Source organism: Pigmentiphaga aceris, assembly GCF_008119665.1.
Classification (GTDB): Bacteria; Pseudomonadota; Gammaproteobacteria; order Burkholderiales; family Burkholderiaceae_B; genus Pigmentiphaga; species Pigmentiphaga aceris.
In genome coordinates this window covers 4,818,939-4,843,152 of sequence record NZ_CP043046.1, presented here as the reverse complement: position 1 = coordinate 4,843,152, position 24,214 = coordinate 4,818,939, and the positions used below count along the sequence as shown (strand labels likewise).

General features: G+C 61.6%; 24 protein-coding genes. 14 read left to right on the top strand and 10 right to left on the bottom strand.

Annotated features, from left to right (window positions below):
• Positions 1–37: 37 nt before the first annotated feature.
• Positions 38–1,057 carry a threonine ammonia-lyase gene (locus FXN63_RS20920; RefSeq protein ID WP_148817150.1) on the top strand — a complete coding sequence of 340 codons (1,020 nt, stop codon included), beginning with the start codon at positions 38–40 and terminating at the stop codon, positions 1,055–1,057.
• A 69-nt stretch (positions 1,058–1,126) separates the two neighbouring features.
• Complete coding sequence (locus FXN63_RS20915) at positions 1,127–2,197, top strand: glutamate cyclase domain-containing protein (RefSeq protein ID WP_148817148.1); 1,071 nt, start codon at positions 1,127–1,129, stop codon at positions 2,195–2,197.
• 136 nt (positions 2,198–2,333) lie between these two features.
• Here FXN63_RS20915 and FXN63_RS20910 read toward each other — a convergent pair whose 3' ends face one another.
• Both FXN63_RS20910 and FXN63_RS20905 read right to left on the bottom strand, forming a co-directional pair.
• Complete coding sequence (locus FXN63_RS20910) at positions 2,334–4,379, bottom strand: DUF4139 domain-containing protein (protein WP_148817145.1); 2,046 nt, start codon at positions 4,377–4,379, stop codon at positions 2,334–2,336.
• Positions 4,380–4,501: 122 nt separating this feature from the next.
• Entirely contained in the window at positions 4,502–5,053 is a 552-nt protein-coding gene (locus FXN63_RS20905) for a hypothetical protein (protein ID WP_148817143.1), read from the bottom strand.
• 31 nt (positions 5,054–5,084) lie between these two features.
• Here FXN63_RS20905 and FXN63_RS27300 point away from each other — a divergent pair, with 31 nt between their 5' ends.
• The 4 genes from FXN63_RS27300 to FXN63_RS20890 all read left to right on the top strand — a co-directional run bounded on the left by FXN63_RS27300 (position 5,085) and on the right by FXN63_RS20890 (position 9,121).
• Entirely contained in the window at positions 5,085–5,216 is a 132-nt protein-coding gene (locus FXN63_RS27300) for a hypothetical protein (protein ID WP_281290825.1), read from the top strand.
• Positions 5,217–5,598: 382 nt separating this feature from the next.
• Positions 5,599–6,495: a hypothetical protein gene (locus FXN63_RS20900; protein ID WP_148817141.1), complete on the top strand. Its 897-nt coding sequence runs from the start codon at positions 5,599–5,601 to the stop codon at positions 6,493–6,495.
• Between the two features lie 23 nt (positions 6,496–6,518).
• Positions 6,519–6,959: a SecDF P1 head subdomain-containing protein gene (locus FXN63_RS20895; protein WP_187394970.1), complete on the top strand. Its 441-nt coding sequence runs from the start codon at positions 6,519–6,521 to the stop codon at positions 6,957–6,959.
• A gap of 41 nt (positions 6,960–7,000) precedes the next feature.
• Entirely contained in the window at positions 7,001–9,121 is a 2,121-nt protein-coding gene (locus tag FXN63_RS20890) for a hypothetical protein (RefSeq protein WP_148817139.1), read from the top strand.
• A 99-nt stretch (positions 9,122–9,220) separates the two neighbouring features.
• Here the strand turns inward: FXN63_RS20890 and FXN63_RS20885 are convergent, their stop codons facing one another.
• From FXN63_RS20885 to FXN63_RS20870, 4 genes are all read right to left on the bottom strand, one after another.
• Positions 9,221–9,496: a hypothetical protein gene (locus FXN63_RS20885; protein ID WP_148817137.1), complete on the bottom strand. Its 276-nt coding sequence runs from the start codon at positions 9,494–9,496 to the stop codon at positions 9,221–9,223.
• Positions 9,497–9,706: 210 nt separating this feature from the next.
• Complete coding sequence (locus tag FXN63_RS20880) at positions 9,707–9,943, bottom strand: hypothetical protein (RefSeq protein ID WP_148817135.1); 237 nt, start codon at positions 9,941–9,943, stop codon at positions 9,707–9,709.
• A gap of 131 nt (positions 9,944–10,074) precedes the next feature.
• Positions 10,075–11,205, bottom strand: coding sequence for a M20 family metallopeptidase (locus FXN63_RS20875; protein WP_148817133.1), 1,131 nt, complete (start codon positions 11,203–11,205; stop codon positions 10,075–10,077).
• 131 nt (positions 11,206–11,336) lie between these two features.
• Positions 11,337–12,305 (bottom strand): M14 family metallopeptidase, encoded by a 969-nt coding sequence (locus FXN63_RS20870; protein ID WP_148817131.1) that lies wholly within the window; start codon positions 12,303–12,305, stop codon positions 11,337–11,339.
• A gap of 211 nt (positions 12,306–12,516) precedes the next feature.
• On the opposite strand from FXN63_RS20870, the gene FXN63_RS20865 reads away from it, so the two are divergent.
• On the top strand, positions 12,517–13,443 hold the full coding sequence (locus FXN63_RS20865) for a LysR family transcriptional regulator (protein WP_148817129.1): 927 nt from the start codon (positions 12,517–12,519) through the stop codon (positions 13,441–13,443).
• A 41-nt stretch (positions 13,444–13,484) separates the two neighbouring features.
• On the opposite strand, the gene FXN63_RS20860 is transcribed toward FXN63_RS20865, so the two are convergent.
• The 4 genes from FXN63_RS20860 to FXN63_RS20845 form a co-directional block, all read right to left on the bottom strand.
• Positions 13,485–14,096, bottom strand: a complete 612-nt coding sequence (locus FXN63_RS20860) for an exopolysaccharide biosynthesis protein (protein WP_148817127.1) — start codon at positions 14,094–14,096, stop codon at positions 13,485–13,487.
• A gap of 82 nt (positions 14,097–14,178) precedes the next feature.
• Positions 14,179–15,129: a serine O-acetyltransferase EpsC gene (gene epsC / locus FXN63_RS20855; RefSeq protein WP_246164919.1), complete on the bottom strand. Its 951-nt coding sequence runs from the start codon at positions 15,127–15,129 to the stop codon at positions 14,179–14,181.
• 299 nt (positions 15,130–15,428) lie between these two features.
• Positions 15,429–16,919, bottom strand: a complete 1,491-nt coding sequence (locus FXN63_RS20850) for an IS1182 family transposase (protein WP_246164912.1) — start codon at positions 16,917–16,919, stop codon at positions 15,429–15,431.
• 138 nt (positions 16,920–17,057) lie between these two features.
• On the bottom strand, positions 17,058–17,276 hold the full coding sequence (locus FXN63_RS20845; protein ID WP_148817123.1) for a dodecin: 219 nt from the start codon (positions 17,274–17,276) through the stop codon (positions 17,058–17,060).
• Positions 17,277–17,483: 207 nt separating this feature from the next.
• Here FXN63_RS20845 and FXN63_RS20840 point away from each other — a divergent pair, with 207 nt between their 5' ends.
• From FXN63_RS20840 to FXN63_RS20810, 7 genes are all read left to right on the top strand, one after another.
• On the top strand, positions 17,484–18,533 hold the full coding sequence (locus FXN63_RS20840; protein WP_148817121.1) for an NADP(H)-dependent aldo-keto reductase: 1,050 nt from the start codon (positions 17,484–17,486) through the stop codon (positions 18,531–18,533).
• A 212-nt stretch (positions 18,534–18,745) separates the two neighbouring features.
• A complete protein-coding gene (locus FXN63_RS20835) occupies positions 18,746–19,360 on the top strand; it encodes a glutathione S-transferase (protein WP_148817119.1) in 615 nt (204 codons plus the stop codon).
• A 169-nt stretch (positions 19,361–19,529) separates the two neighbouring features.
• Positions 19,530–21,221, top strand: a complete 1,692-nt coding sequence (locus tag FXN63_RS20830; RefSeq protein ID WP_187394969.1) for a PepSY-associated TM helix domain-containing protein — start codon at positions 19,530–19,532, stop codon at positions 21,219–21,221.
• Positions 21,218–21,577 carry a DUF3325 domain-containing protein gene (locus FXN63_RS20825; RefSeq protein WP_148817115.1) on the top strand — a complete coding sequence of 120 codons (360 nt, stop codon included), beginning with the start codon at positions 21,218–21,220 and terminating at the stop codon, positions 21,575–21,577. Before FXN63_RS20830 ends, FXN63_RS20825 begins: the two co-directional genes overlap by 4 nt.
• Before the next feature lie 78 nt (positions 21,578–21,655).
• A complete protein-coding gene (locus FXN63_RS20820) occupies positions 21,656–21,934 on the top strand; it encodes a hypothetical protein (protein ID WP_148817114.1) in 279 nt (92 codons plus the stop codon).
• 180 nt (positions 21,935–22,114) lie between these two features.
• Complete coding sequence (locus FXN63_RS20815; protein ID WP_148817112.1) at positions 22,115–22,756, top strand: YiaD family glycine zipper/OmpA-like lipoprotein; 642 nt, start codon at positions 22,115–22,117, stop codon at positions 22,754–22,756.
• A gap of 223 nt (positions 22,757–22,979) precedes the next feature.
• Positions 22,980–24,206: a TIGR03862 family flavoprotein gene (locus FXN63_RS20810; RefSeq protein ID WP_148817110.1), complete on the top strand. Its 1,227-nt coding sequence runs from the start codon at positions 22,980–22,982 to the stop codon at positions 24,204–24,206.
• The last annotated feature ends 8 nt before the right edge of the window (positions 24,207–24,214 follow it).

The following is a 24,214-nucleotide window of genomic DNA, read 5'->3' as shown; positions in this document are numbered from 1 at the left end:
GCCGGGTCTTTGCGCCCTGTCATATACGGAGTCACTCATGTCAAACACCCATACACCGCTTGCACCGGCTTTCTTCTCCGAGGTCGGCGCACCGTCGATCACCCAGATCGAAGCGGCTGCTGCGCGCATCCGTGAACACGCCGTCGTTACCCCCTTGCTGGAAAGTGCGGTCATCAATGAACTGACGGGCGGGCGCATTCTGTTCAAGGCGGAAGTCCTGCAGGTTGCCGGGTCCTTCAAATTCCGTGGCGCATGCAATCGCTTGATGCAGCTGAGCCCGGAGCAGAAACAGGCCGGCGTCGTGGCGTTTTCGTCGGGCAATCACGCGCTGGCGACTTCCGCCGTGGCGAAGCTGCTGGGGGTGAAAGCCACGATCATCATGCCGGCCGACGCCCCGAAAACCAAGGTGGAAGGTGCCCGCGACAACGGTGCCACCGTCATCTTGTACGACCGCCACAAGGACGACCGCGAAGCCATCGGTGCCGAGATTTCACGACAGTCCGGGGCAGTCACCGTGCCGCCTTACGACGACCTGTACATCATGACTGGCCAAGCCACCGTGGGCTTGGAAATTGTGGAAGCACTGGCTGACGTGGATGTCGTCGCCGATGTGGTGCTGGCGGCATGCAGCGGCGGTGGCTTGGTGGGCGGGGTGGCGTCGGCGGTGCGGGCGAAGTCACCTGCCACGGCGGTCTATGCCGTGGAGCCTGCCGAGTTCGACGAACTGGCGCGCTCGCTGGCCAGCGGCAAACCGGAACGCAATTCGCCCGACGCCAAGTCGATCTGCGATGCCTTGCAAGTGGTCACGCCCGGCAAGCTCACGTTCCCCGTCAATCAGCGTTTGCTGGCAGGAAGCCTGAGCGTTACCGATGATGAAGTTCGGGACGCAATGCGCGTCGCATTCAAGCACTTGAAGCTGGCGGTCGAGCCGGGTGGGGCGGTCGGATTGGCCGCTGTGCTGGCAGGCAAGCTGGACGTCAAGGACAAGACCGTGGTGGTGATTCTCAGCGGCGGCAATGTGGACGGCGACTTCTTTGCCAAGGTGCTGGGCGGCTGAGCGTTTTCGCTCTCATTCCATTCAGCTCTTTCAACCCAATTCGTTCAATCCAACACATCGGTCACATCCATGCTTGAAAAAAACAGCACCCGATACCTCAATGTATCTCGCAATATCGAAGACTTCATGAAGCTCGACTACACGGGCGTGGGGCTTATCGGCAAGCTCTACGACGCCTTGCAGACGCGCCAGCCCGGACCGTGCTGCATGGGCGCAGCCGAACGCCTGGTCGAGACCACGCGTGCCAATCCCGGCACCCCGGTGCTGATCGCCACCGGCTTCCCCGAAGGTGGCGGTGTGCCAGAGACCGACGGCCCGGTGGGTGCCGCGTTGCTGGCGCGTGCCTTGTTCCTGGGACTGGGCGTGATCTCGGTGATCGTCGTCGACGAAGACTGGGAAGCCATGATGATGGCCACCTGCCGTGGCGCAGGGCTGGCACCGCGCCCCTTGCCTGCCTCGGGCGCGGCCGATTTCATCGACTACCTGCGACCGGTCTATATCAAGACGGTGCCCAAGGATGACAGAGGCAGCCGCCCCATTTGTGATGCGCTGCTGGATGTGACCCGCCCGTGCCTGCTGTTGAGCATTGAACGTCCGGGCTGCAACGTCAACGGCCTGTATCACGGTCTGGGCGGTCGGCCGCTGGACGGCATGGTGGCCGACCTGGATTACCTGTTCCGCCAGGCCAAAGCGCGCGGCACACTCACGCTTGGCATTGGTGACGGTGGCAATGAACTGGGCATGGGCGTGATTGCCGAAGACCTGCCAAGGTTCTCGCCGAAGGCCGTGGACTGCGGTATTCCCGGTCGTGGTGGCGTGGGTGCTGCCACCGCTGCAGACTGGCTGGTGGTGTCTAACGTGTCGAACTGGGGCGCAACCGGCATCGTCGCGGCTTTGTCTGCATTGCTGGAAAATCCGGTGGTGTTCCACGAGCCGGAACTTGAGACACGTGCGACCGAAGCCTGCGTGGCAAACGGCGGCGTGGACGGCATGTTCATGGGCCCCGAGCCCGCCAACGACGGCATCGTCATCAAGGAATGGGAAGGCATGGTGCGCAGCCTGCGCGCCACCGTGCTGCGCACGCTGGGACACTCGGTGAACTGGAGGGGCGATCAGGGAGACTGGCGCCAACTGAAATGAAAACAGGCCAGCGCTGGTGGGGCGCTGGCCTGTTCTGGTTTGACGTTCTGGCTTTAAGTTCTGGCTCTACGTACGGGTCAGGTGGTCACCCCAGCAGGTGGGTGACCACCTGACCGGATAACAATCTTTGTGTGACTCAAGTCTTGGTCAGCGCCGCAGTCAATTCCTTCCTGAGCGTCTGCACCTTGCTCAATGCCTGCTGGCGACGCTTGCCGATCTCGGCAATACGATCCTCTTCCTCTCCCAATGCCTTGGTGTAACGCTGACCCAGGCTGCTGTCGGCCGGGACCGCAGACAGGTTTTCGCGGATACGACCCTGGTTGGCCACCGCTTCCTCTTGTTCGGTGCCAAGGGCTTCAAGTTCCGCATCGGCCTGCGTCAGACGCGCCCGACGTTCGGCCAGCTCTTTCAATTGCGCTGCCGTCTTCGGGTCGGCCGCGTTGCCAGACCAACGGAAGAGGGCGTTGGCATCGGCATCTAGCAGGGTCATCTGCTGAACATCACTGCGCTCGGCAACCGCTTCGATCTTGGCGGTGCCGCCCGCTGCCACCGTTGTGCGCAAGCGATGATGACTGGGCGTGGCACCGGTCAATGCGTCTGACGTGAAGGTCCAGCCATTGCGGCGCTGGTGTTCGACCAGCACCGTGCGCGGCGCATCGGCGGCACCCTTGATGGCGTAAGTCGTGGCAAGGCGGGTCAGGCGGGTGGCGCGCAGCACGCCATCGGCCAGCACCACCTGGGTGATCTGTTCCTGCGGTTTGGACTCAGTCGTCACCGTGACCTTGCGATCTTCCGCGAAGCTTGCCATGCGCTCTTCGCCTGCGGGCAGTGCGGGCATCTGGGCATCACCCACATGGCCGTCTTGTGCGTGGTAGACGGTCAAGATGCCCGGGGGTAGGCTGCTTTTTGTATTGTTCTTCATCAGCACGGCAGCAATCGGATGCACCGAGCGGCGTTCGGGCTGGAAGACCGACAGGCGTTCAGACGGCAATTCGGCATCGATGAACGGTATCGACAGTGTGCGACCTGCCTGCAAGGTCACGGGCGTGGGCAGTCGATAGCTGGCGCTGGTCTGGCCTTCCTGGCTGATGGTGTCCCCAGCCGGTGCCGAAATCGGCGCGCTTGCCATCATCGGTGCAGGTGCCGGCGGTGGGGGCGGTGCCGCGAAAGCACGCGCCGAGCTGGCGCGTTTGGCCGGTGCCGACTCTGCCATTTCGGCTCGCACGGCATCTGTTTGCGCAGTGTTGTCCAGACGGCCCGGTGTGGCTGTCGATGCCGACACGGCAAGCTGTTGACGTGTGTTCCAGTGACGTTCCAACAAGGCCTGCGAGAACATCACGGGCGCACCAGATGACAGCGTTACCGTCACCCCGTTCCAGTCCTCGCCGCTGGCATTTTCCAGCACGGCCCAGGCTTGCAGGCGTGCCGTGTTCTGGTCGGTGGTCATCAGGCGGTAAGCGGTTTTCCACACCGGCGCGGCCACCACATAATCGATATCCACCGCGCGTTCGCCCTTGCCGCTGAGTTCGATGGCAATCGAGCGAACGGTGTCGGTTCGCCCGCGTCCGCTGACCTCGGCTGCCTGCTGCAACTTGTCGCGCATGGCCGCATCAAGAATGTCCAGCGTGGCGTCGGCACCCATGCGCAGCGTCTGCGCCTGGCCCGTGTCGGTCATCACCGACACCCATTGTTCATTGCGGGTGATCGGGCCTTCGGTGACTGCCTGGTTGCTGACGCCCAGGCTCATGCCTTCAATGGTTCGCCCACCCGAGGACACGCGGATTTTCACGCCTTGCAGCGCAGCCGCCAGCGCGGGCAGCGACCCCATGTCTTCAGGCCTGAAAGGCAGTCGGCCGAAAGTCTCTTCAACCGGAGACAGCCCATCCAATATCAGCCCGCCAACCTGACCACCGGCGTCGCGAATCACCAGGCTCTTCAGAATGTCATCGACCTGGGCCAAAGGCACATCGATGCGGACGATGCCTTTGCCGTCGACCTGTGCGCGGCGATGGATTTCCGCCACGCCGCCTGATGACAAGGTCAGCGATTCGATCCGGTTGGTGGTCACGGGAGCCGTGCTGTTGCCACCGCCGCCGACAGGGGCCGCTGCCATCGCCGGGACCGTGAGAACGGCCAGCGCGGCAAAGGTGCGGGTTGACAAGGGGAAGGGTAAAAAGGCCATGTGAGGTCTCCTGGACCGGATCGTCAGCGGGCGATGATAGGGGCTCAATCGCTCAGGTTTCGTGCTTGTCGCATTTGCTTTCGAGAACGCAACGGGACAGCGCTTCGCGCGCCCGTCGGGGTTCAGCGCGGCTTGTAGGGTTTGTCTTGCAGATTGGCTTTGGCTGGGTCGACATGACACAGCGGTGGGCGTGGCGTACCAGGATTGGTAGCAGTCACGCCCTCGTACCAGCCCGCGCCCAGCGCAATCAATTTGATCTCCATGCCAACCCACGCATTGCTGATGCTGCCCTCTGACAGCTTGCGTGCAATGTCATGAAGCTCCGGTGTAATCAGCGTGGCACCTCTGGTGCAGGCCACGTTCGGCGCATTGGTACGAATCAACGGGTCGAACCACTTGATCAGGTTCGCGTGGCTGCGTTCGATGTCGGCCATATGTGGCACTGGTGCGCACTCACCGCGCGTAAGCTGGAACGCGGTGGGCGTGTGCAACGGATTGCTTGAATAAAACGCCAGGTCACCCGACACCAGCGACGATCCCAAGAGGCGCAAGTACTCCTGCATCAATCGGTCTTCGCTCCACCCTCGTGTGCGCCGAAGTTCTGCATGCAGCCGGGACGTATCCAGGAAGCAACCCAGCTCACCTTCTGCCTGAGGCACGGTAGGTGATGACACGGATACCCGTACCTCGGGATCGGAAAGTTTGATGGCACTTGTCACTACCGGCGGTTTGATCTGGCAGCTCGCTGGTGCCAAGACCAGCCAATCCCCGGACTTCACCGTTTGCTGGTTGTCGCGTGCAGCGGCGATCAGGGCATCGACCGCGTTCGCGTCGTGACCCGCTGCAATGGCTTGTTGTCTGGTGTTCGGGCCGATGGCACACCCCTGTCTGGCCACAAAATCAGCAAGCGTCGTTGAATCAGATGAGGCCGATGCTACGTTACTGAGCGTCAAGCCCAGCAACACACTTGCTGCGATCAGCAATCCAGGTCTGGCGCGTCGATGCATGGGTTCCACGGGGTGTTTGGTGTCGCTCCGATCGTACGTCAGGCAGGGTGTAGCTGAGTGCTACAGTTTTTTTCAGCCATGTTCTGCGACGAGTTGGTCATAGTAGATTGCGGACTCTCCACTGGCAGAAGGAAGGAATCATCGCGCATCAGGCTTGACATGCATATGGGTCGAGTTGGCGGTATTGATGGCGCAGATGGTCTTGACGAACCATGCGACATTCCCAGATCGACGCCAAGATGCTGTTCGCGTTCATGGCCTTGTTCGCTGCGATTTTCTTGCCTGCAGGCGTGATGCTGCTTGCAACCACAATGTCTCCGCCGCCGTACCACCTGACTGCCGATCCACCGCCGAGTTGGCAGACTTGGCAGGAACTTCCGGGTGGCGCGCGCGCGAAGGTCGACAGGTTTTCCGATGCACGGACTGCGGGTGATGCGGTCGACAGACAACTGGCACGTATTCCCACGGTGTCTTCCAGCAGCACTGGCAATCTGTCTCGCTATCGCACGAAGAGCGAGCACGGCCTGATCGTGGCTGTGAATGATTATGTCGTGTGGGCAACCGCCCCAGATGAAGCCAGGCTTGACGCGGCGGTTGCCGCCATCCCGTTCATGGCAGCGAATAAGGAAGGCGCAGGTCTGTATCGCGTTTTCGACCAGCATCTGGCCTGGGTCGTCGCGGGCATCCTTACGTACGCGCTGGTGCTGATCCTTGTCTTCAGCCGATTACTGGCCTGGGTTGCACGCAAACCTGCGCGGTCCACTCAAGCACCTGTCACGGAATCCGCATTGCGCGAGCGTCTGCTTGCGCTCGATTTTGCTGATGTGACGACGCATGCAGAAGCCGGTGGCGAATTGATCTTCGAGTACGCCGCGCAAGGCGTTGTGGAACGGCTGAAAATGCGGCTGGACGCGACGCAGCATGTGGTGCGCGCGGTGTCGGGTGGAACACGGACCGGCGGCCGTACCGCATCGGGCAGCCGCTTGCTCAAGTCATGGTGGCGCACCATGCCAAGTGGTCCGAACAGCGAACGATTGGCGCACATCGTTCAGTCCGCCGGCTGGACGTGGCAACCCGTGTTTACCTTCGTGCGGGTCGTCGGCGGTTGATGGATATGAAAACAAGGAGTGTCATGCAGATCACGCAGATTTCAAAGCTGGCAGCTGGTGTGGCCTTGGCCGTATGTGCGGTGTCCGCCCATGCGGAGACAGTGAGCTTGCGGGTGCAGAGTGCGGTGGTGCCCAAGCCTGAAGACAATCAACCCGAGGTCGTCAACGTTACGCTCGACCCGGAAGGCCAGCGAGCGCTGGCAGCATTCACACGCAATCGTGTCGGCCAGATGATGCACTTGTACGTCGATGGTGTGTTGCTGACCTCGGCCACCTTGCACAGCCCCCTGACCGGAGGCTCACTGCAGCTGTCGCCGGGTGTCACGGGCTTTACCCGGGCATCTGCCCAGCAGATTGCAAGCACGCTCTCGTCAGGCGGCGCGCTGCAGATATCGGATGAACCGCCCGCAGACAATACGCGCGCCGATGGCGGCGGGCAGCAGAAGAAGTCTTCCGCCAAATAGTCGATAGACCGGTTCACGATGCCCGCCAGCCAGGAGGTCGCTTGTCCCGCATCACCACGCTCGCAGCGAACCTTCAACAGTGTCTTGATGCGGCAGATATTGATGCCGCATTGCTTGCGTTGGGCAAGCGAGGCATCGATCTGGACGTGCTTGAATCACCAGAGAAACCGCACGCAGTCATTGGTCTTGCTGCGCTGCTGACCACTGCCGCGCAGCTGCGCGCTGGCTATCCTGAATTGGTCGCACCGCTGCTGGACGGCTTGAGCGATGCACTGGCACCGGCACACCGTCGCGGAGAAGGAAACTGGCGCGTGCTCGGGCCATTTCGTTTTCTGTTTGCACCCTTGATCGATGCGGCTTTGGCGATGCAGAGTCAAGGCCGCGCAATTGATCTGTTGAACAGTTGTCGTCGTGAAATGCGTGGGCAGGTCGATGATGGTTCATATGCAGACCCGCAAGTCGCAGCGCTGATTGCACACCCTGCATTCATGGCGGTTGCGGGCTTTGTTGATAAGCGTCACGGCGATGGTCGCCATACCCATGTAAATACGTCTGGCAGTCCCTTCCACATCGACTGGCCTTGGCTGCTGACTCGGTACGAACAGGCATTGGCACTCGGTCAGCCAGATCATCGCTTGATGGATGTTCAGACCTGCCATGCGGGCCTGGTGGAAAGCGCGTTGTTGGCTGAAGTGCCCAAGCGCGCCATGCCCCTGATCGATCAGGAACTGGACTGGTACCTGAGCAACCCCGCCATCGATACCAGCCACTTTGAATTCAACGCCATCTGCGTGCTGGCCGTGCTGGGTCAATACGAACGCGCGCTGGAAAGCGCACGCATACTGGTTCGTCGCGGTTACCACCTGCCATGGCGTTTTCGGCTGGCCTCGGCGCAACGCATGGTCTGGACCCAGGACATGCGTCAGAACGAGTGGCTGGGCGACTTGGCGCAGACGCCGGCATACCAGCGCTTCGTGGAAGAGGAACTTCCTGGTCCCATGTTGGATGACGACGCTGACTGCAACCCACTGTGCGTGGTGAAAGATGGCACCTGGACGGGCAAGAAGCCAAAACGCTGTGCAGTTTCTCGGGTGATGATTCAGCCCGGTGGCGAGGTGGTGCGGTTTCGTCGTCTGTTCAATCGTGCTTCAGATGGCGGGCTGGAAATGGCGGACCGCGATGCTTTCGCTGCGTCAGACTGGCAGGTAGCGCGGGCGAAATTCGACGCGAATGCGATTCCGCTTGCAAAGCTGTTTCCACGTAATGTCACGCGCGATGCCAAGCTTGATGGTGCGCCGCATATCCATGCTTTTGTGCACGCGCTTGCCCGCGCACCAGGCAACCTGGATATGGCGCAGGCCGTCTCACTGATCGCCGAACATGCGCCACCGCCGGTGCCATACACCTGGAACCAAGGCACATCGGCCAATCGCTGGGCGTTGGCTATTCCCGGGTTCGCCGGTGCGGACGGTCATGGCGATGCCATCAGCCTGGCATGGTGCCTGGTCAAGGCAGGATACCGGGAGACGTTGCTCGCGCAGGTAGCCAGCTTGCCTACGGACAGGGCCGACAAAGTGTTCGCCATGCTGGCGACCTTCGATGACGAAGTCATGCGACAAGCTGCAGCGGTGCACTTTGCGCTGCCGGATCTGCCGCAGATCATGGCACTGGTGTTCAAGGACCGCCTGGCCTTGGAAGACCATGCGCTGCTTGCGGCCTTCGGTCACCAACATGCCCGCTACCGCGCCGGGCTGGTCGCCGCGATGCGGGCCTATGGTCTGCATCTGTACTCGAACAATCGACCCAAGGTGGATTGGTTTCTGGCTGGGCTGGAGCACTACTCGCTGGCCGGTGGGTCGGCTTTGTTGTATCTGTTGATCGATCATCCTGAAGACGACCCGGTGCTGCAGACAGTCATCGACAAAGGCTGGTTGCCCGACAAGGCCTTGGGCAGTGTTGATGACTACGCCAATACCAAGCCTTTCTACGTACGCGCGGCCTTGTTCCATCTTGCCCGCCATCAGCCGGAAAGGCTGGATGCATGGCTGACACCCGATGCGGTGCTGCGCTGGACCGACATGGCCTACGACCGTGAAACGCTGCGGTTGGTGAAGAAGCTCAAGGCGCGCAAGCCGGCGTCACAACGCAAAACGCCCGTATGACGCAAGCTGTTGCGTCGTGCGGGCGTTCAGGTGTCAGCGTCCGGTGAACGGCGCAGACAGCAAGCTAGAAGCTCTATGTTGAAACTTCAGGTTGAAACCTCAACCGCGTGCCGGTTGAACTTTGTGAACATCCTGCATGCGGAAGCGGAAACGTACGGGCTGCGCAGCGCGTTCACCACGTGCTGGACGGACCAAGGCGTCGCTCGTGTAGGTCGTGCAGCCAAACAGCGGCGTGTCGAAAATGACGGTGCTGCGAATGGCAGGGCCGCCGTCTTTGGGTTGAAGATAAACCACGTCACCCACATGGATGCTGTCGTGGTCAAGGTTGATGCCCGTCGGGCGTTGAACGAGATCGTTCGGGTAGAGATTTTTCATTGCAGTACTTCCGGTATTGCGCGAGCGTGCCGTACGAGTGCGATAACGCGTGATGGACGGACGTCGCGAATGTGCCGAGCCAGTGCACAGGTACAGACCTGATTGCGAACAGACACACGGCTGAGGAAGGCATTTGGGCGGACCGCAAGCGGTGCGCTGAACTAGCGGTGGGATTCGGTCATGACCGCGGCGCGTTGCGCCGTAACAGGTTCAAATCTGCCTGGGTTCAACCCCGGGTGTTTGATCCTCGATACTTGGAAGCCTGAAACCAGATAAATGCCGGTTGTGTTGACGACATGCCTCGGGCGCTTTGAGTTTTATTGTCGGGCGCGCTGCCGGGCTTGCATGCTGGAAATTCGTTGCCGAAGCAGACGGTGTGAGATCCGTCTTGAGCAAAAATGCAGCAACCAAAAGTTGCTCTGCTTTTTGCTCTTCTTGAATTTCCAAGCAAATCGCGTTGAGATGCGATGTCAATCGACGATTGTGCGCCAAGTTCGTGCATAAGGTCAATGCTTGTCAAGCGTTGAGCAAGCGGGCGTCGCATAAATCACGACGCCCGCAAGTGCCTATAAAGCCAATCAGTTCAATTCGCGCAGCAGCTGAGTCCAGAACGCCAGGCGCTTGGGCAGCGTGGAAATCTGGATGAACTCCTTCAGCGTGTGTGCGCCGTCACCGTCCGGGCCCAAGCCGTCCAGCGTAGGGATGCCCAGCGCCGCGGTGAAGTTGGCATCGCTGCCGCCGCCGGTCATCGGTGCCGCTTCCAGCTTGAAGCCCGCCGCTTGCGCCACGTTCTGCGCGCGCGCCAGCAGTGCCTTGGACGCGTCGCTGGCAACCATCGGCGGGCGGTTCAATTCTGCGTCGATGATCAGTTCGACATCCGGGCCGACCGGCTTCAGGGCGCGCATGCGGCTGACGATTTCATCGCCGAGTTCCGGGGTAGGTACCCGGAAGTCCACGACGATCGAGCAGTGTTCCGGCACGGTGTTGGTCACGGTGCCGCCCTTGATGGTGCCGACGCTGACCGTCACGCCGCGCTCGTAGTCGGTCATGGCTTCCAGCGCCAGAATCTGGTGCGCCATTTCGCGGATCGCGCTACGGCCCTTGTCGTGTTGCACGCCTGCGTGCGAAGGGCGTCCCTTGACGGCCAGACGCAGCATGCCGGTGCCCTTGCGTGCCAGCACACACGCGCCGGTGTTGGCGCGGGCGGGTTCGCAGACCAGCGTGTAGACGGCGCGCCTGGCGTAGGACTCGATGTGCTCGCGCGAGGCGTGGCTGCCGGTTTCTTCGTCAGGCACGATGACCAGGTCGATCGGCAACGGTGTCGAGCCGGGCTTGGCCAATGCCGCCATGGCGGCCATTGCCAGGTAGATGCCGCCCTTCATGTCGTAGCTGCCCGGGCCGTACAGGCGATCGTCTTCGATGCGCGCGGGGTTCTTCAGCAGGGTGCCGACCGGGTGCACGGTGTCGTGGTGGGCAAGGATCAGCACGCCTTCGCGGGTGTCGCCGTCGGCACGATTGCTGATGTGCAGCATCGGTCCGGTTTCATTGCCGATGTGGTGGCTGCTTGCCTGCAGACCGGCTGCCTTGGCGTCGCTGGCCATCATGGCAGCCATGGTGTTCAGGGTGGCGATATCGTTGGACGGCGATTCGCATTCGATCCAGCGTTTGATGCCGGCGGCGAGCGCAGCAGCGCTGGTGTCGCTAAACATGAGTAGTCCTTTGGTGGCGCGGTCAGGTGAGCGCCGAAAATTGGGTGAAGCATCTGGCAATTGCTGGATGCCTGCTGTTAGGTGGTTGAGGATGTTGGATTGACCAGCCTCGTAGGCTGGTCAATGTCCGATCAGTTCAGCGGACGCGCCAGACGAACCATGGTCAGACCGGGCTGCGCTGCCTGGCCCGAGGGCATGATCAAGACGCAACGATCGTAGGGCGTGACCACCGGTTCGCCGTTGGAATACGCAATCACAGTACCGGCTTCGGGCAGTTCTTCCATGCCTTGCCATTCTTGCGAGAAGCGGAAGTCGGTGCTGGTCGCGGTGACTGCTTCGGTGACCAGCAGCGCCTGTGGGCGTGCCGCGCTGGGGGCGAACCAGTTGGCTGGCAAGTCGTCACGTTCGACGATGCCCGAGGCCACCAGGAAGCGCGCCATGTTGTCGAGGGCAACGCTTTCGGCTTCGATCGCGCCGTGGAAACCGCACTCGATCAGCAGCGAGCGGGTGCCGTTGTCACCGGCTTCGCCGAAGCGGCCGTAGTCGCGCATGCGCACGCCTGCTGCGTGGCCGGCGTCCGAAATCGTGTAGGTCGGGTTGCCCAGCTCCAGCGCCAGGTCGATGTTGCGCTGTTGCAGGCCGCTCAATTGCAGCGGGTCGTCAGAGGCGCTCATCGAGTGGAAGTCCAGCAGCCAGTCGGCTTGCTTGACCCACGGCACCAGTTGCGCGGCGCGGCGGCGTTCGATGGTGCTGCCACTGGCCAGTTTGTCTTCGCTCCACACACGGTTCATGTCTTCTTCGACAAAGCGCGAAGACAGGTTGTCGTTGGCGTCGAAGCGGTCAAAAGCGGCCAGGTTGCAGAAGGCCAGCGTCAGCGAACCGGTGCGTGGGCGAATGCCGGCCGCCAGCAAATGTTTGAGCGCCCAGGCACCACAGATTTCGTTGCCGTGGATCAATGCGGTAAGCAGTACCTTGCGGCCGGGCTTGCCCGAGTCGAAATGCCATACCCCTTCAGTGTCGGTGTTGCCGACGCGTTCAGTGCTGATATCGGAATAGGCGAGCGCGAACGGGCGGAGCGTTGCGCTGGGTGAAGCGGACATGCTGTCTCCAGAAGGGGCGGTGCGATGCGAATGAACCAAGACCGAACGGTGCAAGGCTGCAGACGCGAAATAACCCAAGATTCTAGAGTTCGCTATATTTCTCGACAATTAGAATAAATGTCAGAAGCTTTGCTGATTCGGCAACGCAATAGTCAATGCAGCGACGGACTGTTGATAAGGCCAGTCAAGCTGCGAAAAAGGAAGTGCATCAATGAACGAAGGCGCATTGCGCTACTTCATGGAGGTTGCCCGCTCAGGCAGCCTGAGCGCGGCATCTGCCACCTTGCATGTGGCGATTTCGGCGATCAGTCGCCAGATCGCCAAGCTGGAAGAGCAGGTGGGAACCCCGCTGTTCGAGCGGGCACCACGCGGCATGGTGCTGACTGATGCCGGCCGCTTGCTGCTGGCCCATGCACGTCGCATGGCGCTGGAATCTGACGCGGTGCTGAATTCGATTGCCAGCCTGCACAGCTCACTTGGCAACGAAATCCGTATCGCCTGTTCGCAGGGCTTGGCGGAAGACGTATTGCCCTCGGCAATTGCCGCGTTTCGCAAGCGCCATCCCGCCACGCGTTTTCACGTGATGGTTGGTGTCAGTGCCGAGATCGGTCGCCTGGTCACCAATGGTGATGTCGATCTGGCCATTGCATTCAACCTGCAACCGGGCAAGGGCGTGGTGGTGCGCCATGCTCAGCGCTCGCCGCTATTTGCCGTGATGTCGGCCAGCCACCCGCTGGCGCGCCGCAAGCAGATCACGCTTGATGACTTGCGGGTGCATCCGCTGGCCGTGACATCGCAGGCGACCACCACACGCATGCTCCTCGACATGGCCTGCAACATGGCAGGCGTACTGATCGAGCCGGTCTACACCAGCAGCCACGGCGGGGCCTTGTACGCGTTTGTGCGTGACAGCGATGCCATTTTGCTGGCGGGTTATGTGTCGGTGGCTGCGCGCTTGCGGCACGACGGCCTGGTTGCCAAACCCATCGACAATCTGGAGATGCAATCGCGCAGCCTGCAGGTGCAGGTAATGGCGGGCAGGTTGCTGCCAGAGGTCATCGAGCGTTTCATCAGCGACATGGTGGTGCGGCTGCAGTCGCTGGACGCTGCCACGCCACGGATCAAGAAGAAGGCGTGAGCGAAGGGGGGGGGCGGACCAGCAATATCATCCCAGCAACATCATCCCAGCAACACCCACGCAACCAGCACCAGGGCGCTCACTGCGGCTACCATGCCAGCCACGGTCAGTACGCCATCACGGGTGATCACGCCCAGCCCCAGCAAGGCAATCGCGGAAAAGGGCAGGCTGCTGGCAAAGGGCAGCACTTCCAACGGAGGCACAGACGCTGCCGCCGCAATGCTGCTCAGCGCAACCAGTTGAATGAAAGGCTTGCGGGTCAGCCACTGCCATCGGGGGCGCACCACACGATCCATGTAGCGGACCACGGGTTTCACCTTTCTCAATGCGGCATGCAGCTTGTCGCCATCGAGCGTGCGTCGCGACAGAAACGCTGGCATCCAGAAGCTTCTGCGGCCCAGCAGCATCTGCACGGCAAAAATCGACACGATGATGCCAAGCAAGGTGGGCACGCCGGGGATGCCGCCTGCGGGGCTCAGTTCCACGATCGCAGGCAGGAACAGAAACGGCCCAAAACTGCGCTCGCCGATTTCTTGCTGCATGTCGCCTAACGACACCCGCTGTTGGCGTCTGCCCAACTGGTCGATGGCTTCCACAAGTTGTTCAAGCGCTTGTTCGGATTGGCTGGCGACCGCCTCGTTTGCCTGCATCATCAAAAAACTCGTGCACAAGATAAGTGTGCACCGTCCCGCAGGCTGCGTGCCCAGCACTTGGCTGGACACACGCGCTTAGCGCTTACAGCCCATCTTTGCCACCGACTTCGTTCAGCAGATTGGCCTGCGTCACGTTGCTGTGTGGCGGCACACTGCGTGTCAGCCACACATTGCCGCCAATGGTCGAGCCCTTGCCAATGGTCACACGACCCAGAATCGTTGCGCCTGCATAGATGACCACATCGTCTTCCAGAATCGGATGGCGCGGATGTCCTTTTTGCAGACCGCCGGTAGCATCGGTGGGGAAGCGTTTGGCACCCAGCGTAACTGCCTGGTAGATGCGCACGTTGTCACCAATGATGGCCGTCTCGCCGATCACCACGCCCGTACCGTGGTCGATGAAGAAGCTGTTGCCGATGGTCGCGCCGGGGTGGATGTCGATGCCAGTCACCGAATGCGCCAGTTCCGCAATGATGCGCGCCAGCAGCGGCAGGCCGGTGCCGTACAACTGGTGTGCCATGCGGTGGTGGATGATGGCCAGCACGCCCGGATAGCACAGCAGCACCTCGTCCACACTGTGCGCGGCCGGGTCGCCACGATAGGCCGCCAGCACGTCGGTATCCAGCAGTGCGCGCAGACCTGGCAAGGCCAGGGCGAACTCCTGAATGATCGCTACCGCGCGCGCTTCGATCTCATGGTCATCGGCACCTTCACGGCGCGCCGTATGTCCCAATTCCAGCCGGGCTTGTGCAAGCAAGGTATTGAGCGTCAGGTCGAGCGTGTGGCCGATATAGAAATCTTCGCTTTCCGCCCGCAGGTCCACCGGACCCAGACGCATCGGGAACAAGACCCCACAGAGCGCTTCCATGACATCACGCACCGCTTCACGCGCAGGCAGGTCGCGGGCATCGAAGTCGCGATTGCGGCCATTCTCACCACGCCAACGGGCGCGGGCACTGCGCAGTTCATCGACGATGCGGTCCAGTTGCCAGCTGGGGGCTGAGGTGGTCTTCGGGTGCGAGGTGTCGCTCACGGCGGGTCCAGGTCCAAAAGCAGGAAACGTAGCACGAGTGAGGTGTTGAACTGGCCGCAGCCCCCGGGGTGAGTAAGGGAATGGTGTGCACGTGCCGTGTGGCATCAAGAGAAAATGCTCATGAATTCAAGTACTAAGACGCAGTTTTCATGTGGATATTGCTGGGGCAGACAATTCGGTCAAAGTGATGCCAGCCATGTTCAACATGCGTATGAAAATGCAAAAAGGCGGACCGTCAGTCCGCCTCAGACTGCTGACCAACCCCCCGTTTTCGGACGTGGGGTTTTGTTTTTTGGGGATCAAGCAGCGAGCGCGGCGGGTTGTGCAGACAGCCAGCTATCGAGCCATCCGTCGGCACGGGCGGTCAGGGCGCGCCACCAGGGCGCAACAGGGGCCGATATCGACCACTGCAGGCGCAATAAAAGGCGCGCAAGCACCAGGGCGATCTTCTTGATGTTCTGCGCCGCCGCCGCCAGCAAGCATTGCTCGGCGACCTTGCGCAGCCCGCGCATGCGCGCGTAGCGGTGCCCATGCAGTTGCTTGGCATCGGCGAAGCTGCGCTCCACAGTTTCCTTGCGACGGGCGTATATCTTCTTACCCCAGTCCGTGTGGCGGCGTGCGTCAACCAGTTCCTTGTCGCGTTCCCACACGTGGCGCACGACCACCTTGATCGCGCTCTGGCTGTTGGTGCACTGGCTGCGTACCTCGCACTGCTGGCATTGCGTCGGGTCTGACTTGTATTCGCGGTAGCCCGCCCGATTGGTGGTGCTGTACGGCAGCCGCTGCCCAGCCGGGCAGACATATTCGTTGCGGTAGCGGTTGAACGTGTACTGTCGTTTGTAGAACAGCCCAGGCTTGTGGTTCGGCGTGCGGTAGCCCATTACTCCTTGGATATCGCGCGCATGCAGCCCGTGGCAGATCATCGGCGTGTAGTACCCCGCGTCCAGGCCTACCTTGCGCACACCGAAGCCGAAGCGCTCGCGCTGCCGATCCAGCCTCGCCAAGTAAGGTTGGCTGTCGTGCACCGAGCCTGACGTCACGTGTGTGTCGGTGATGATCGCGAACTTCGCATCGACCGTGCGATGGTCCAGGTAGAAGAACCCCACCGGCTTGTCGTCACGCACCATGAACCCGCTGTCCGGATCTGTACGACTGATCTTGACGTCCTTGGTCTGGGCAGCGCTGCCGCCCGCATCATCGTCGCCGCTGTCACGCTTGAGCGGCCGCTTGCCATGTAGCGCCCGATCCGCATCGACCGCCGCATCCAGCTCAGCCAAGTATGCCGAGGGTGTTTGTGCGACCGTCACCACGTCGAATTTCTTCTTGCTGGCGTTGGCCTTCAAGTGAGTGCTGTCCGTGTACAGCACCCGGCCATCCACCATCCCCCGCCCGATCGCCTGACGCACGATCTCGTCAAAAATCTCCTGGTACACCGAGGTGTCCGTATAGCGTCGCCTGCGGTTCTGCGAGAACGTCGATGCATCGGGCACCTTGTCGGTCAGCCGGAAACCGATGAACCACCGATACGCCACGTTCACCTGCACCTCGCGCATCAACTGCCGTTCACTGCGCACCCCAAACAGGTAGCCAATGAACAGCAGCTTGAACATCACCACCGGATCCAGCGCCGGACGGCCGTTGTTCATGCTGTACAGGTGCGCAACCTTCTCTCGGATGAACTCAAAATCGACCGCTGCCGCGATCTTGCGCAACAGGTGATCGGCCGGAACCAACGACTCCAGCGTCACCATCTCCAGCTCGTGCTGGTGGGGGATCGGTGCTCTTAACATCACCCAATTATGAACAAAGCCTCCGTTTTACGGGAGGCTTTGTCAGCAGTCTGAGGCGGACCGTCAGTCCGCCTTTTCCACACTCGCTGCCTGGGTCATCAACCCGACACAGCAAGCTGAGCGTTAAGCCCTGGGGGTTCAGCCCTTGCGATCATCCAAGTGCACGCCAAGCTTCAGCGTGACTTGCCACGACGCAACCTTGCCATCCTGAACGCTGCCGCGTGTCTCGATCACTTCGAACCAGCGAATGTGGTCAAGCGTACGTGCTGCACGTTCCACAGCGGTCGTCACGGCATGTTCGACGGATTGGGTGGATTCGCCCGTCAGTTCGATGATTTTGTAGACGTTGTCGCTCATGAATATCTGCTCCTGGTGGGTGGACCCTTTCCGGCCAAATCGGCGCACTGGTTTCCACGGTAGGCATGAAGTCGCAAGCCGCATGCCCGGTGATACCCCTTCTGTGAATGCCGTGCTGCGACACAAGTGCAGCGTGCGGGCTTACCATGCAGGGCTGCGCATCGCCGTGGCGCTGCGCGATATTCTTTAACCGGAGTGCGATTCCCGATGAAAACCCGCAAGCTTGGCCGTACCGATATCGACGTAAGCCTGATTGGCCTGGGCACGATGACCTGGGGTGAACAGAATTCCGAGCAGGAAGCCCACGAACAGATCGACTACGCGCTGTCTCAAGGCGTCAACCTGATCGACACCGCCGAGATGTACCCGGTGCCCCCGCAGGCATCCACCCAAGGTCGTACCGAGGAATACATCGGTACCTGGCTGGCCAAGACCGGCCGCCGCCAGGACATCGTGCTGGCCACCAAGGCCGCCGGCCCGGCGCGCATGCCGCATCAGCCGCGCCACATCCGCGACGGCGACACCTGGCTCGATCGCAAGAACCTGACCGCTGCGCTGGACGCAAGCCTCGCGCGCCTGAAGACCGATTACGTTGACCTGTACCAGATGCACTGGCCGGACCGCACCGTGAATATCTTCGGTCGCTTGTCCTATCCCTGGGTGGAGGATTCATCGGTGGTGCCGATCGAGGAAACGCTGTCGGTGCTGGCTGACTTCGTCAAGGCGGGCAAGGTGCGCCACGTTGGTGTGTCCAACGAAACCCCGTGGGGGCTGGCGCAATACCTGAAGGCGGCCGATACCCTTGGCTTGCCGCGCATCGTCAGCGTGCAGAACCCCTACAGCCTGTTGAACCGGACCTTCGAGATCGGCATGTCCGAGTTCAGCCATCGCGACAGCGTTGGCCTGCTGGCCTATTCGCCGCTGGCCTTCGGGGTGTTGTCGGGCAAGTACCTGAACGGTGCACGACCCGAAGGATCGCGCCTGGCCCGCTACACGCGCTTTGCTCGTTACAGCAACGAGCAGTCGCAATGGGCTGCACGTGATTACGCCCAGCTGGCCCGTCAATTGGGCCTGACGCCGACGCAACTGGCCTTGGCCTTCGTGAACCAGCGTCCGTTCACCACCAGCACGCTGATCGGTGCGACGACGATGGAACAACTGAAAGAGAACATCGCCTCGGTCGATGTCGAACTCAGCAACGAGACGCTGGCACGCATCGACGAGATTCACGTCCGTCAGCCGAACCCGGCTCCCTGATCGACCTGTGCAAGCAAGTGATGTTGCATCACCTGCTTGCACGGTATGTATACATAAAACCGCGACAGCAAACTTTGTCGCGGTTTTTTTATGTCGCGACTGTTTTGCAAGAGATATATACCGACGTTTTCAAGGTCAAGGGATAGCCGCAGATTGTTTACATGCAATAAAGAATCTAGGCTTTTCTGCTTCCATCGCCCCCAGGAGTTGTCATGAAGCTGTTCTTTTCGCCCGCCTCGCCATATGTTCGCAAAGTGATGGTGGTGGCGAGTGAACTCGGCTTGGCCGATCGCATTGAAAAGCTGCCCAGCGCGGCCAGCCCGATCAAGGCCGACCAGACTATCGTTGTCCACAACCCGACCGGCAAGGTCCCGACCCTGGTGACCGACGACGGCCTGGCCTTGTTCGATTCGCGTGTGATCTGCGAGTACATCGACAGCATCGATGGCAAGCAGCGCATCTTCCCGGCGGCTGGCCCGGCGCGCTGGAACGCGCTGCGCGAGCAGGCCATTGGCGATGGCTTGCTGGATGCGGCACTGCTTGCGCGTTACGAAGGCTTCATGCGCCCTGAGGAATTGCGGTGGGACGCGTGGATGACTGGCCAACTGACCAAGATCGATGTCAGCCTGGCGGCCATCGAGACCATTGCCGGTGAGTTTGGCGACCGCATCGACATTGGCACCATCACCATCGGCTGCGCCCTGCATTACCTGGACTTCCGTTTCGCTGACCGCCCCTGGCGCGACGGCAACCCGAAGACCGCTGCATGGTTCGAGCGCTTTTCACAACGCCCGTCGATGACTGCCTCGTCGCCCTTCACGGCCTGATCGCGCGCCAGGTCCATGCGGGTGCCTGATGGTGGTGCCCGCTGCGCAACAACCCGTTCACGTCACGCCGCACCGAGGATGGAAACGCATACAATGCGAACCATTCTCAAAATCATTCGTCCAAGGCCAGCTGCATGTGCCAAGGCGAACAGCAGGTCAGGGGCGTTGCGTGAAAGAAGGATTCCGCCAGTCGATGGCGTGGTTGCACACCTGGTCGGGTTTGCTTGTTGGCTGGATTTTGTTTGCCGTGTTTGCCACGGGTACGGCGGCGTACTACCGCGAGGAAATCTCGCTGTGGATGAAGCCCGAGCTGCACAGCCTGTCTACGCAGGCAGTTCCCCCCACCATCGCCGTGCAGCAAGGACTGGACTACTTGTCCAAGCGTGCCCCGCAAGCCGTCCGCTGGGACATGACCTTGCCCGACCCGCGCAACGCAAGCTTGCGCCTGAGCTGGACCGATCCGACGCCCGCAGGCGAAACCCCGAATCCCCGCAGACGCCGCCAGACGGCCACGCTTGACCCTGCCACCGGCGCATTGACGGCACCTGCGCGTGAAACCCGGGGCGGCGATTTCCTGTACCGCTTCCACTTCGATCTGCATCACATCCCCGTGTTGTGGGGACGCTGGATCGTGGGCTTTTGCGCTATGTTCATGCTGGTGGCGATCATCAGCGGCATCATCACCCACAAGCGGATCTTCAAGGACTTCTTTACGTTCCGCCCGAAGAAGGGTCAGCGGTCCTGGCTCGATGCGCACAACGCGTCGGCGGTGCTGGCGCTGCCGTATCACCTGATGATCACCTATACCGGTCTGATCACGCTGATGTTCCTGTACATGCCCTGGGGTACGCAGGCTGTGTACAAGGGCGACACCAACGCTTTCTTTGCCGAGGTCTTCCCGTCGCGCCAGCCAGCGAATACCACGCGCACCGGCAGCGGTGTTCCGTTCGCTGATCTGGCACCCATGCTGGCGCAGTCGGCCGGACGGTGGGACGGTGACGCGCCTGGCCGTATCACCATTACCTTGCCCGGTGACCCGAACGGCACCTTGATGCTGACCCGTGACAATGGCGGCCGCATCTCGGTGACCTCATCCGACACCATGACCTTCTCGTCGGCAAGTGGTGCATTGCTGTCGGAAACGCGGGATGACGCGCGGCCTGCGGTCCAGACACGCGGTGTGATGTACGGCCTGCACGCCGCCACGTTTGCACAGCCCCTGCTGCGCGCCTTGTTCTTCCTGTCGGCGCTTGCCGGTTGCGTGATGGTCGCCTCGGGCGTGGTCTTGTGGGCGGTCAAAGAGCGGCAGAAGTACGCCAAGAAACTGGCTGCCGGCGGGCGTGTCGGCTGGGGCGTGCGCCTGGTGGATGGTCTGAACATCGGGTCGATTGCCGGTATTCCGATCGCGATTGCCGCGTATTTCTGGGGCAACCGCCTGTTGCCGGTGCCCATGCCTGACCGCATCGCCAACGAGATCATGATGTTCTTCATCGGCTGGGGCGTGTCGCTGCTTGCCGGCCTGATCTGGCCGACCCGTCTCATGTGGGTCTGGCAGATGGCGCTGGCCGCCGTCATGTGGATGGCGTTGCCGGTGCTGAACGCACTGACCTCGCCGTCGAATCTGTTTGCCAACGCGCTGGCCGGACGCTGGGCCTTGGTAGGCTTCGATATGACCGTTCTGGTCTTGGGCGTCGGGCTGGCCAGTATTGCCTGGGTGCTGCATCGTCGCGGCAACAAGCCAGTGGTGCGCAAGCCGGCTGGCAGTCCCGCGGCCGCGGCCGCAGCAACAGCCGCATCAAAGACCGCGCCCAAAGCTGCCCCTCAACCTACCATTGCGTCTGTGACGCAGGAGGCAACATGAACTCATCTTGCGCCTCGGTTGCCGGCATCTTTTTCGCCTATGCCGGGTTCGCCGCCTTGGCATTGGCCATGGACCGTCACTACGCAGACGCCTTCGGACGTGGAGAATCACCGTCGCCAAGTTTGCGACGCACCATGCAGATGGTGGGCAGCCTTGCGCTGGTACTGTCCTTGGCCATGAATGTTGCCGGTGCCGGCTGGGCGTTCGGCAGTCTGTACTGGCTGGGCGGCTTGACCCTGGCCGCGCTGACCCTGGCATTGCTGTTGGCCTATGTCCCCCGGCTTGGGCTGCGGGCGGCGGTGCCCAGCGTGGGCTTGGCCTTGATGACGACCGCCTTGTCACTGACCCTGCGATAAGCATCAATGCGGCAAGCCGCCACGCGTTACAGTAGCGGCCTGTCAATGTTTAGCGCGAATGTCTGACGCGCCCCCGTCATGAAAAAAACCGATCTGGAAAAGAACAAGGCCCTGAAGCTCACGGGCCAGCTGAAGCAGGCCAGCACGCCTGCACGTTTCGGCGCGGGTGCACAGCTGCTGTCCGAGCAAGACCGCCGTGAACAGCGCAAGCGCGATCAGGCGCTGGGTCTGGTGCCGTTCGCAGTGAAACTGCCGCAGACGCTGGCCAATACCCTGCGCGAAACCGCGGTCGAACGTGGCGTAAGCTTGAACGAATTGGTCGACAGCCTGTTGACGCAAGCGCTGCAAAGCAAGTAATTATGGTTGGGTTGGGTCAGGCGGCGTAGGCCGCGCTGACTCGACGGCAGGGTGCCTAAGGCACGGATACTGCTGAAGGGTTCCCATACAAAGTGTTGCCTCCCGTGACGGAGGCGACGGTTACGATGGCTCAACGGTGACACTGCTCTACCGTGAGCCACCCATAATCAGGAGTCATCCATGCAAGCACGCACCCTTTCCAAGCTCGCCATCGTTCTCGCCACGGGCGCGCTCATTGCCGGTTGCGCAACGCCGCAACAGACCAACACTGCTGCCGGTACGGGCGCAGGTGCCGTTGCCGGTGCCGGCCTGGGCGCTTTGTTCGGTGGCGGTCGTGGCGCTGCAGTCGGTGCCGGCCTTGGTGCCGTCGCTGGCGGCGTCGTCGGCTACAACTGGAGCCGCATCCGCGGTGACGTCGAAAACTCTGGCGCACGTGACCTGGGCGTCGGCGTTGCCGAGCAGTCCGACGGTTCGCTGAAGGTCAACATCCCCAGCACGGTGTCGTTCGACACGGGCAGCTATGTCGTCAAGCCCGAACTGCGCCCGGTCATGGAAAGCGTGGCCCGCAATCTGGCCGCCAACCCGGAACTGCGCGCCAAGGTCGTCGGCCACACTGACAGCACTGGTCAAGCCGCATCGAACCAGACCCTGTCGCTGAATCGTGCCGGTGCCGTGGCCAACAACATCTCGCGTCTGGGTGTTGCATCCAATCGCATCACGACCGAAGGCCGTGGCCAGAATGATCCGATCGCCGACAACAACACGGTTGCCGGCCGCGCCGAAAACCGTCGTGTCGAGATCTACCTGTACGCCAGCAAGTAAGTAGGTACGTCAGCAAGCATGATGCGCGCGAGTCGGCATCAGCCGACTTGCCGCACAGCAAGACCAGCATCTGAAAAGATGCGCCAAGGGCGGATGTCGCAAAAGCGATATCCGCCTTTTTTGTTTATGGGTCGGACTTGGCATGCACAAAGCCGCACGCCGAATTCGGCGACAATCACGGCCGGCGTGGCGTGTTGCCACCACCTGTTATTCCGGAGTTTCAATGAGTTCCCCCGCAAGCGTTCGTGTCGCCGTGATCGGTGGTGGTCCTGCCGGCCTGATGGCAGCCGAAACGCTGGCCGATGCCGGACTCAGCGTAGACCTGTTCGACGCCATGCCTTCTGTGGGCAGAAAATTCCTGTTGGCCGGTAAAGGCGGCATGAATCTGACGCACGCCGAGCCTCGTCCAGGCTTCGATGCGCGTTATGGTGCGCAAGTGGCCGCCTTGGCCCCCATGCTGGATGCATTCGGGCCAGACGATCTGCGGGCTTGGGCGCAAGGGCTGGGCATCGAAACCTTCGTTGGTAGTTCTGACCGCGTTTTCCCACGCGACATGAAGGCTGCGCCTTTGCTGCGCGCCTGGCTGGCGCGACTGCGGGGGCAGGGTGTGCGTTTTCACATGCGCCATCGCTGGCTGGGCTGGACAGCGCAAAGCTTGCGTTTTGCGACGGCCGAGGGCGAAAAATTGGTGCAAGCCGATGCCGTGGTGCTCGCACTTGGCGGCGGCAGTTGGGCGCGCCTGGGTTCCGATGGTGCCTGGGTACCCTGGTTGCGCGAGCGCGGCGTTGATGTGGCCCAGCTGGCCCCCAGCAACTGCGGTTTCGACATTGCCTGGACACCGCATTTCCGTGAACGTCATGCGGGTGCGCCGCTGCAATCCGTAGTGGTCGAACTCGCCGACGGCTCGGCTCGTCAACTGGGCGAGGCCACCATCAGCGAGCACGGAATCGAAGGCTCGGTGATCTATGCCTTGTCTGCCAAGCTGCGTGATGCCATCGCGCAAGACGGCCACGTCACGATCCATCTGGACTTGGCTCCCGGACGTTCACTTGAACGCTTGGTGGAAGACCTGTCCTGGCCGCGCGGTACCCGGTCGATGGCCAATCATCTGCGCAGCCGTGCGGGCATTGATGGTGTCAAAGCCGGCTTGCTTCGCGAGGTGGCAACCGCCGCGCAGTTGCTCGATCCGGTGTTCACCGCTGGCCTGATCAAGCGACTGCCGCTGCGCCTGTTGGCCGCCAGACCCATCGATGAAGCGATCAGCAGTGCAGGCGGCGTGCGCTTCGACGCGATGACCAATGGTGCCGCCCTGACTGCCTGCCCTGGCGTGTTCTGCGCAGGCGAAATGCTGGATTGGGAAGCGCCTACCGGTGGTTATCTGCTGACCGCCTGCATGGCCAGCGGACGCTGGGCGGGCAGTGCGGCGCGCGACTGGTTGTCACGCGGCTAAGGCGCTTC

Coding starts and splice junctions, on each gene's coding strand:
- FXN63_RS20920 (WP_148817150.1), top strand. CDS start 38: ATGTCAAACACCCATACACCGCTTGCACCGGCTTTCTTCTCCGAGGTC.
- FXN63_RS20915 (WP_148817148.1), top strand. CDS start 1,127: ATGCTTGAAAAAAACAGCACCCGATACCTCAATGTATCTCGCAATATC.
- FXN63_RS20910 (WP_148817145.1), bottom strand. CDS start 4,379: ATGGCCTTTTTACCCTTCCCCTTGTCAACCCGCACCTTTGCCGCGCTG.
- FXN63_RS27300 (WP_281290825.1), top strand. CDS start 5,085: ATGGCACTTGTCACTACCGGCGGTTTGATCTGGCAGCTCGCTGGTGCC.
- FXN63_RS20900 (WP_148817141.1), top strand. CDS start 5,599: ATGCGACATTCCCAGATCGACGCCAAGATGCTGTTCGCGTTCATGGCC.
- FXN63_RS20895 (WP_187394970.1), top strand. CDS start 6,519: ATGCAGATCACGCAGATTTCAAAGCTGGCAGCTGGTGTGGCCTTGGCC.
- FXN63_RS20885 (WP_148817137.1), bottom strand. CDS start 9,496: ATGAAAAATCTCTACCCGAACGATCTCGTTCAACGCCCGACGGGCATC.
- FXN63_RS20875 (WP_148817133.1), bottom strand. CDS start 11,205: ATGTTTAGCGACACCAGCGCTGCTGCGCTCGCCGCCGGCATCAAACGC.
- FXN63_RS20870 (WP_148817131.1), bottom strand. CDS start 12,305: ATGTCCGCTTCACCCAGCGCAACGCTCCGCCCGTTCGCGCTCGCCTAT.
- FXN63_RS20865 (WP_148817129.1), top strand. CDS start 12,517: ATGAACGAAGGCGCATTGCGCTACTTCATGGAGGTTGCCCGCTCAGGC.
- FXN63_RS20860 (WP_148817127.1), bottom strand. CDS start 14,096: ATGATGCAGGCAAACGAGGCGGTCGCCAGCCAATCCGAACAAGCGCTT.
- FXN63_RS20850 (WP_246164912.1), bottom strand. CDS start 16,919: ATGTTAAGAGCACCGATCCCCCACCAGCACGAGCTGGAGATGGTGACG.
- FXN63_RS20845 (WP_148817123.1), bottom strand. CDS start 17,276: ATGAGCGACAACGTCTACAAAATCATCGAACTGACGGGCGAATCCACC.
- FXN63_RS20840 (WP_148817121.1), top strand. CDS start 17,484: ATGAAAACCCGCAAGCTTGGCCGTACCGATATCGACGTAAGCCTGATT.
- FXN63_RS20835 (WP_148817119.1), top strand. CDS start 18,746: ATGAAGCTGTTCTTTTCGCCCGCCTCGCCATATGTTCGCAAAGTGATG.
- FXN63_RS20825 (WP_148817115.1), top strand. CDS start 21,218: ATGAACTCATCTTGCGCCTCGGTTGCCGGCATCTTTTTCGCCTATGCC.
- FXN63_RS20820 (WP_148817114.1), top strand. CDS start 21,656: ATGAAAAAAACCGATCTGGAAAAGAACAAGGCCCTGAAGCTCACGGGC.
- FXN63_RS20815 (WP_148817112.1), top strand. CDS start 22,115: ATGCAAGCACGCACCCTTTCCAAGCTCGCCATCGTTCTCGCCACGGGC.
- FXN63_RS20810 (WP_148817110.1), top strand. CDS start 22,980: ATGAGTTCCCCCGCAAGCGTTCGTGTCGCCGTGATCGGTGGTGGTCCT.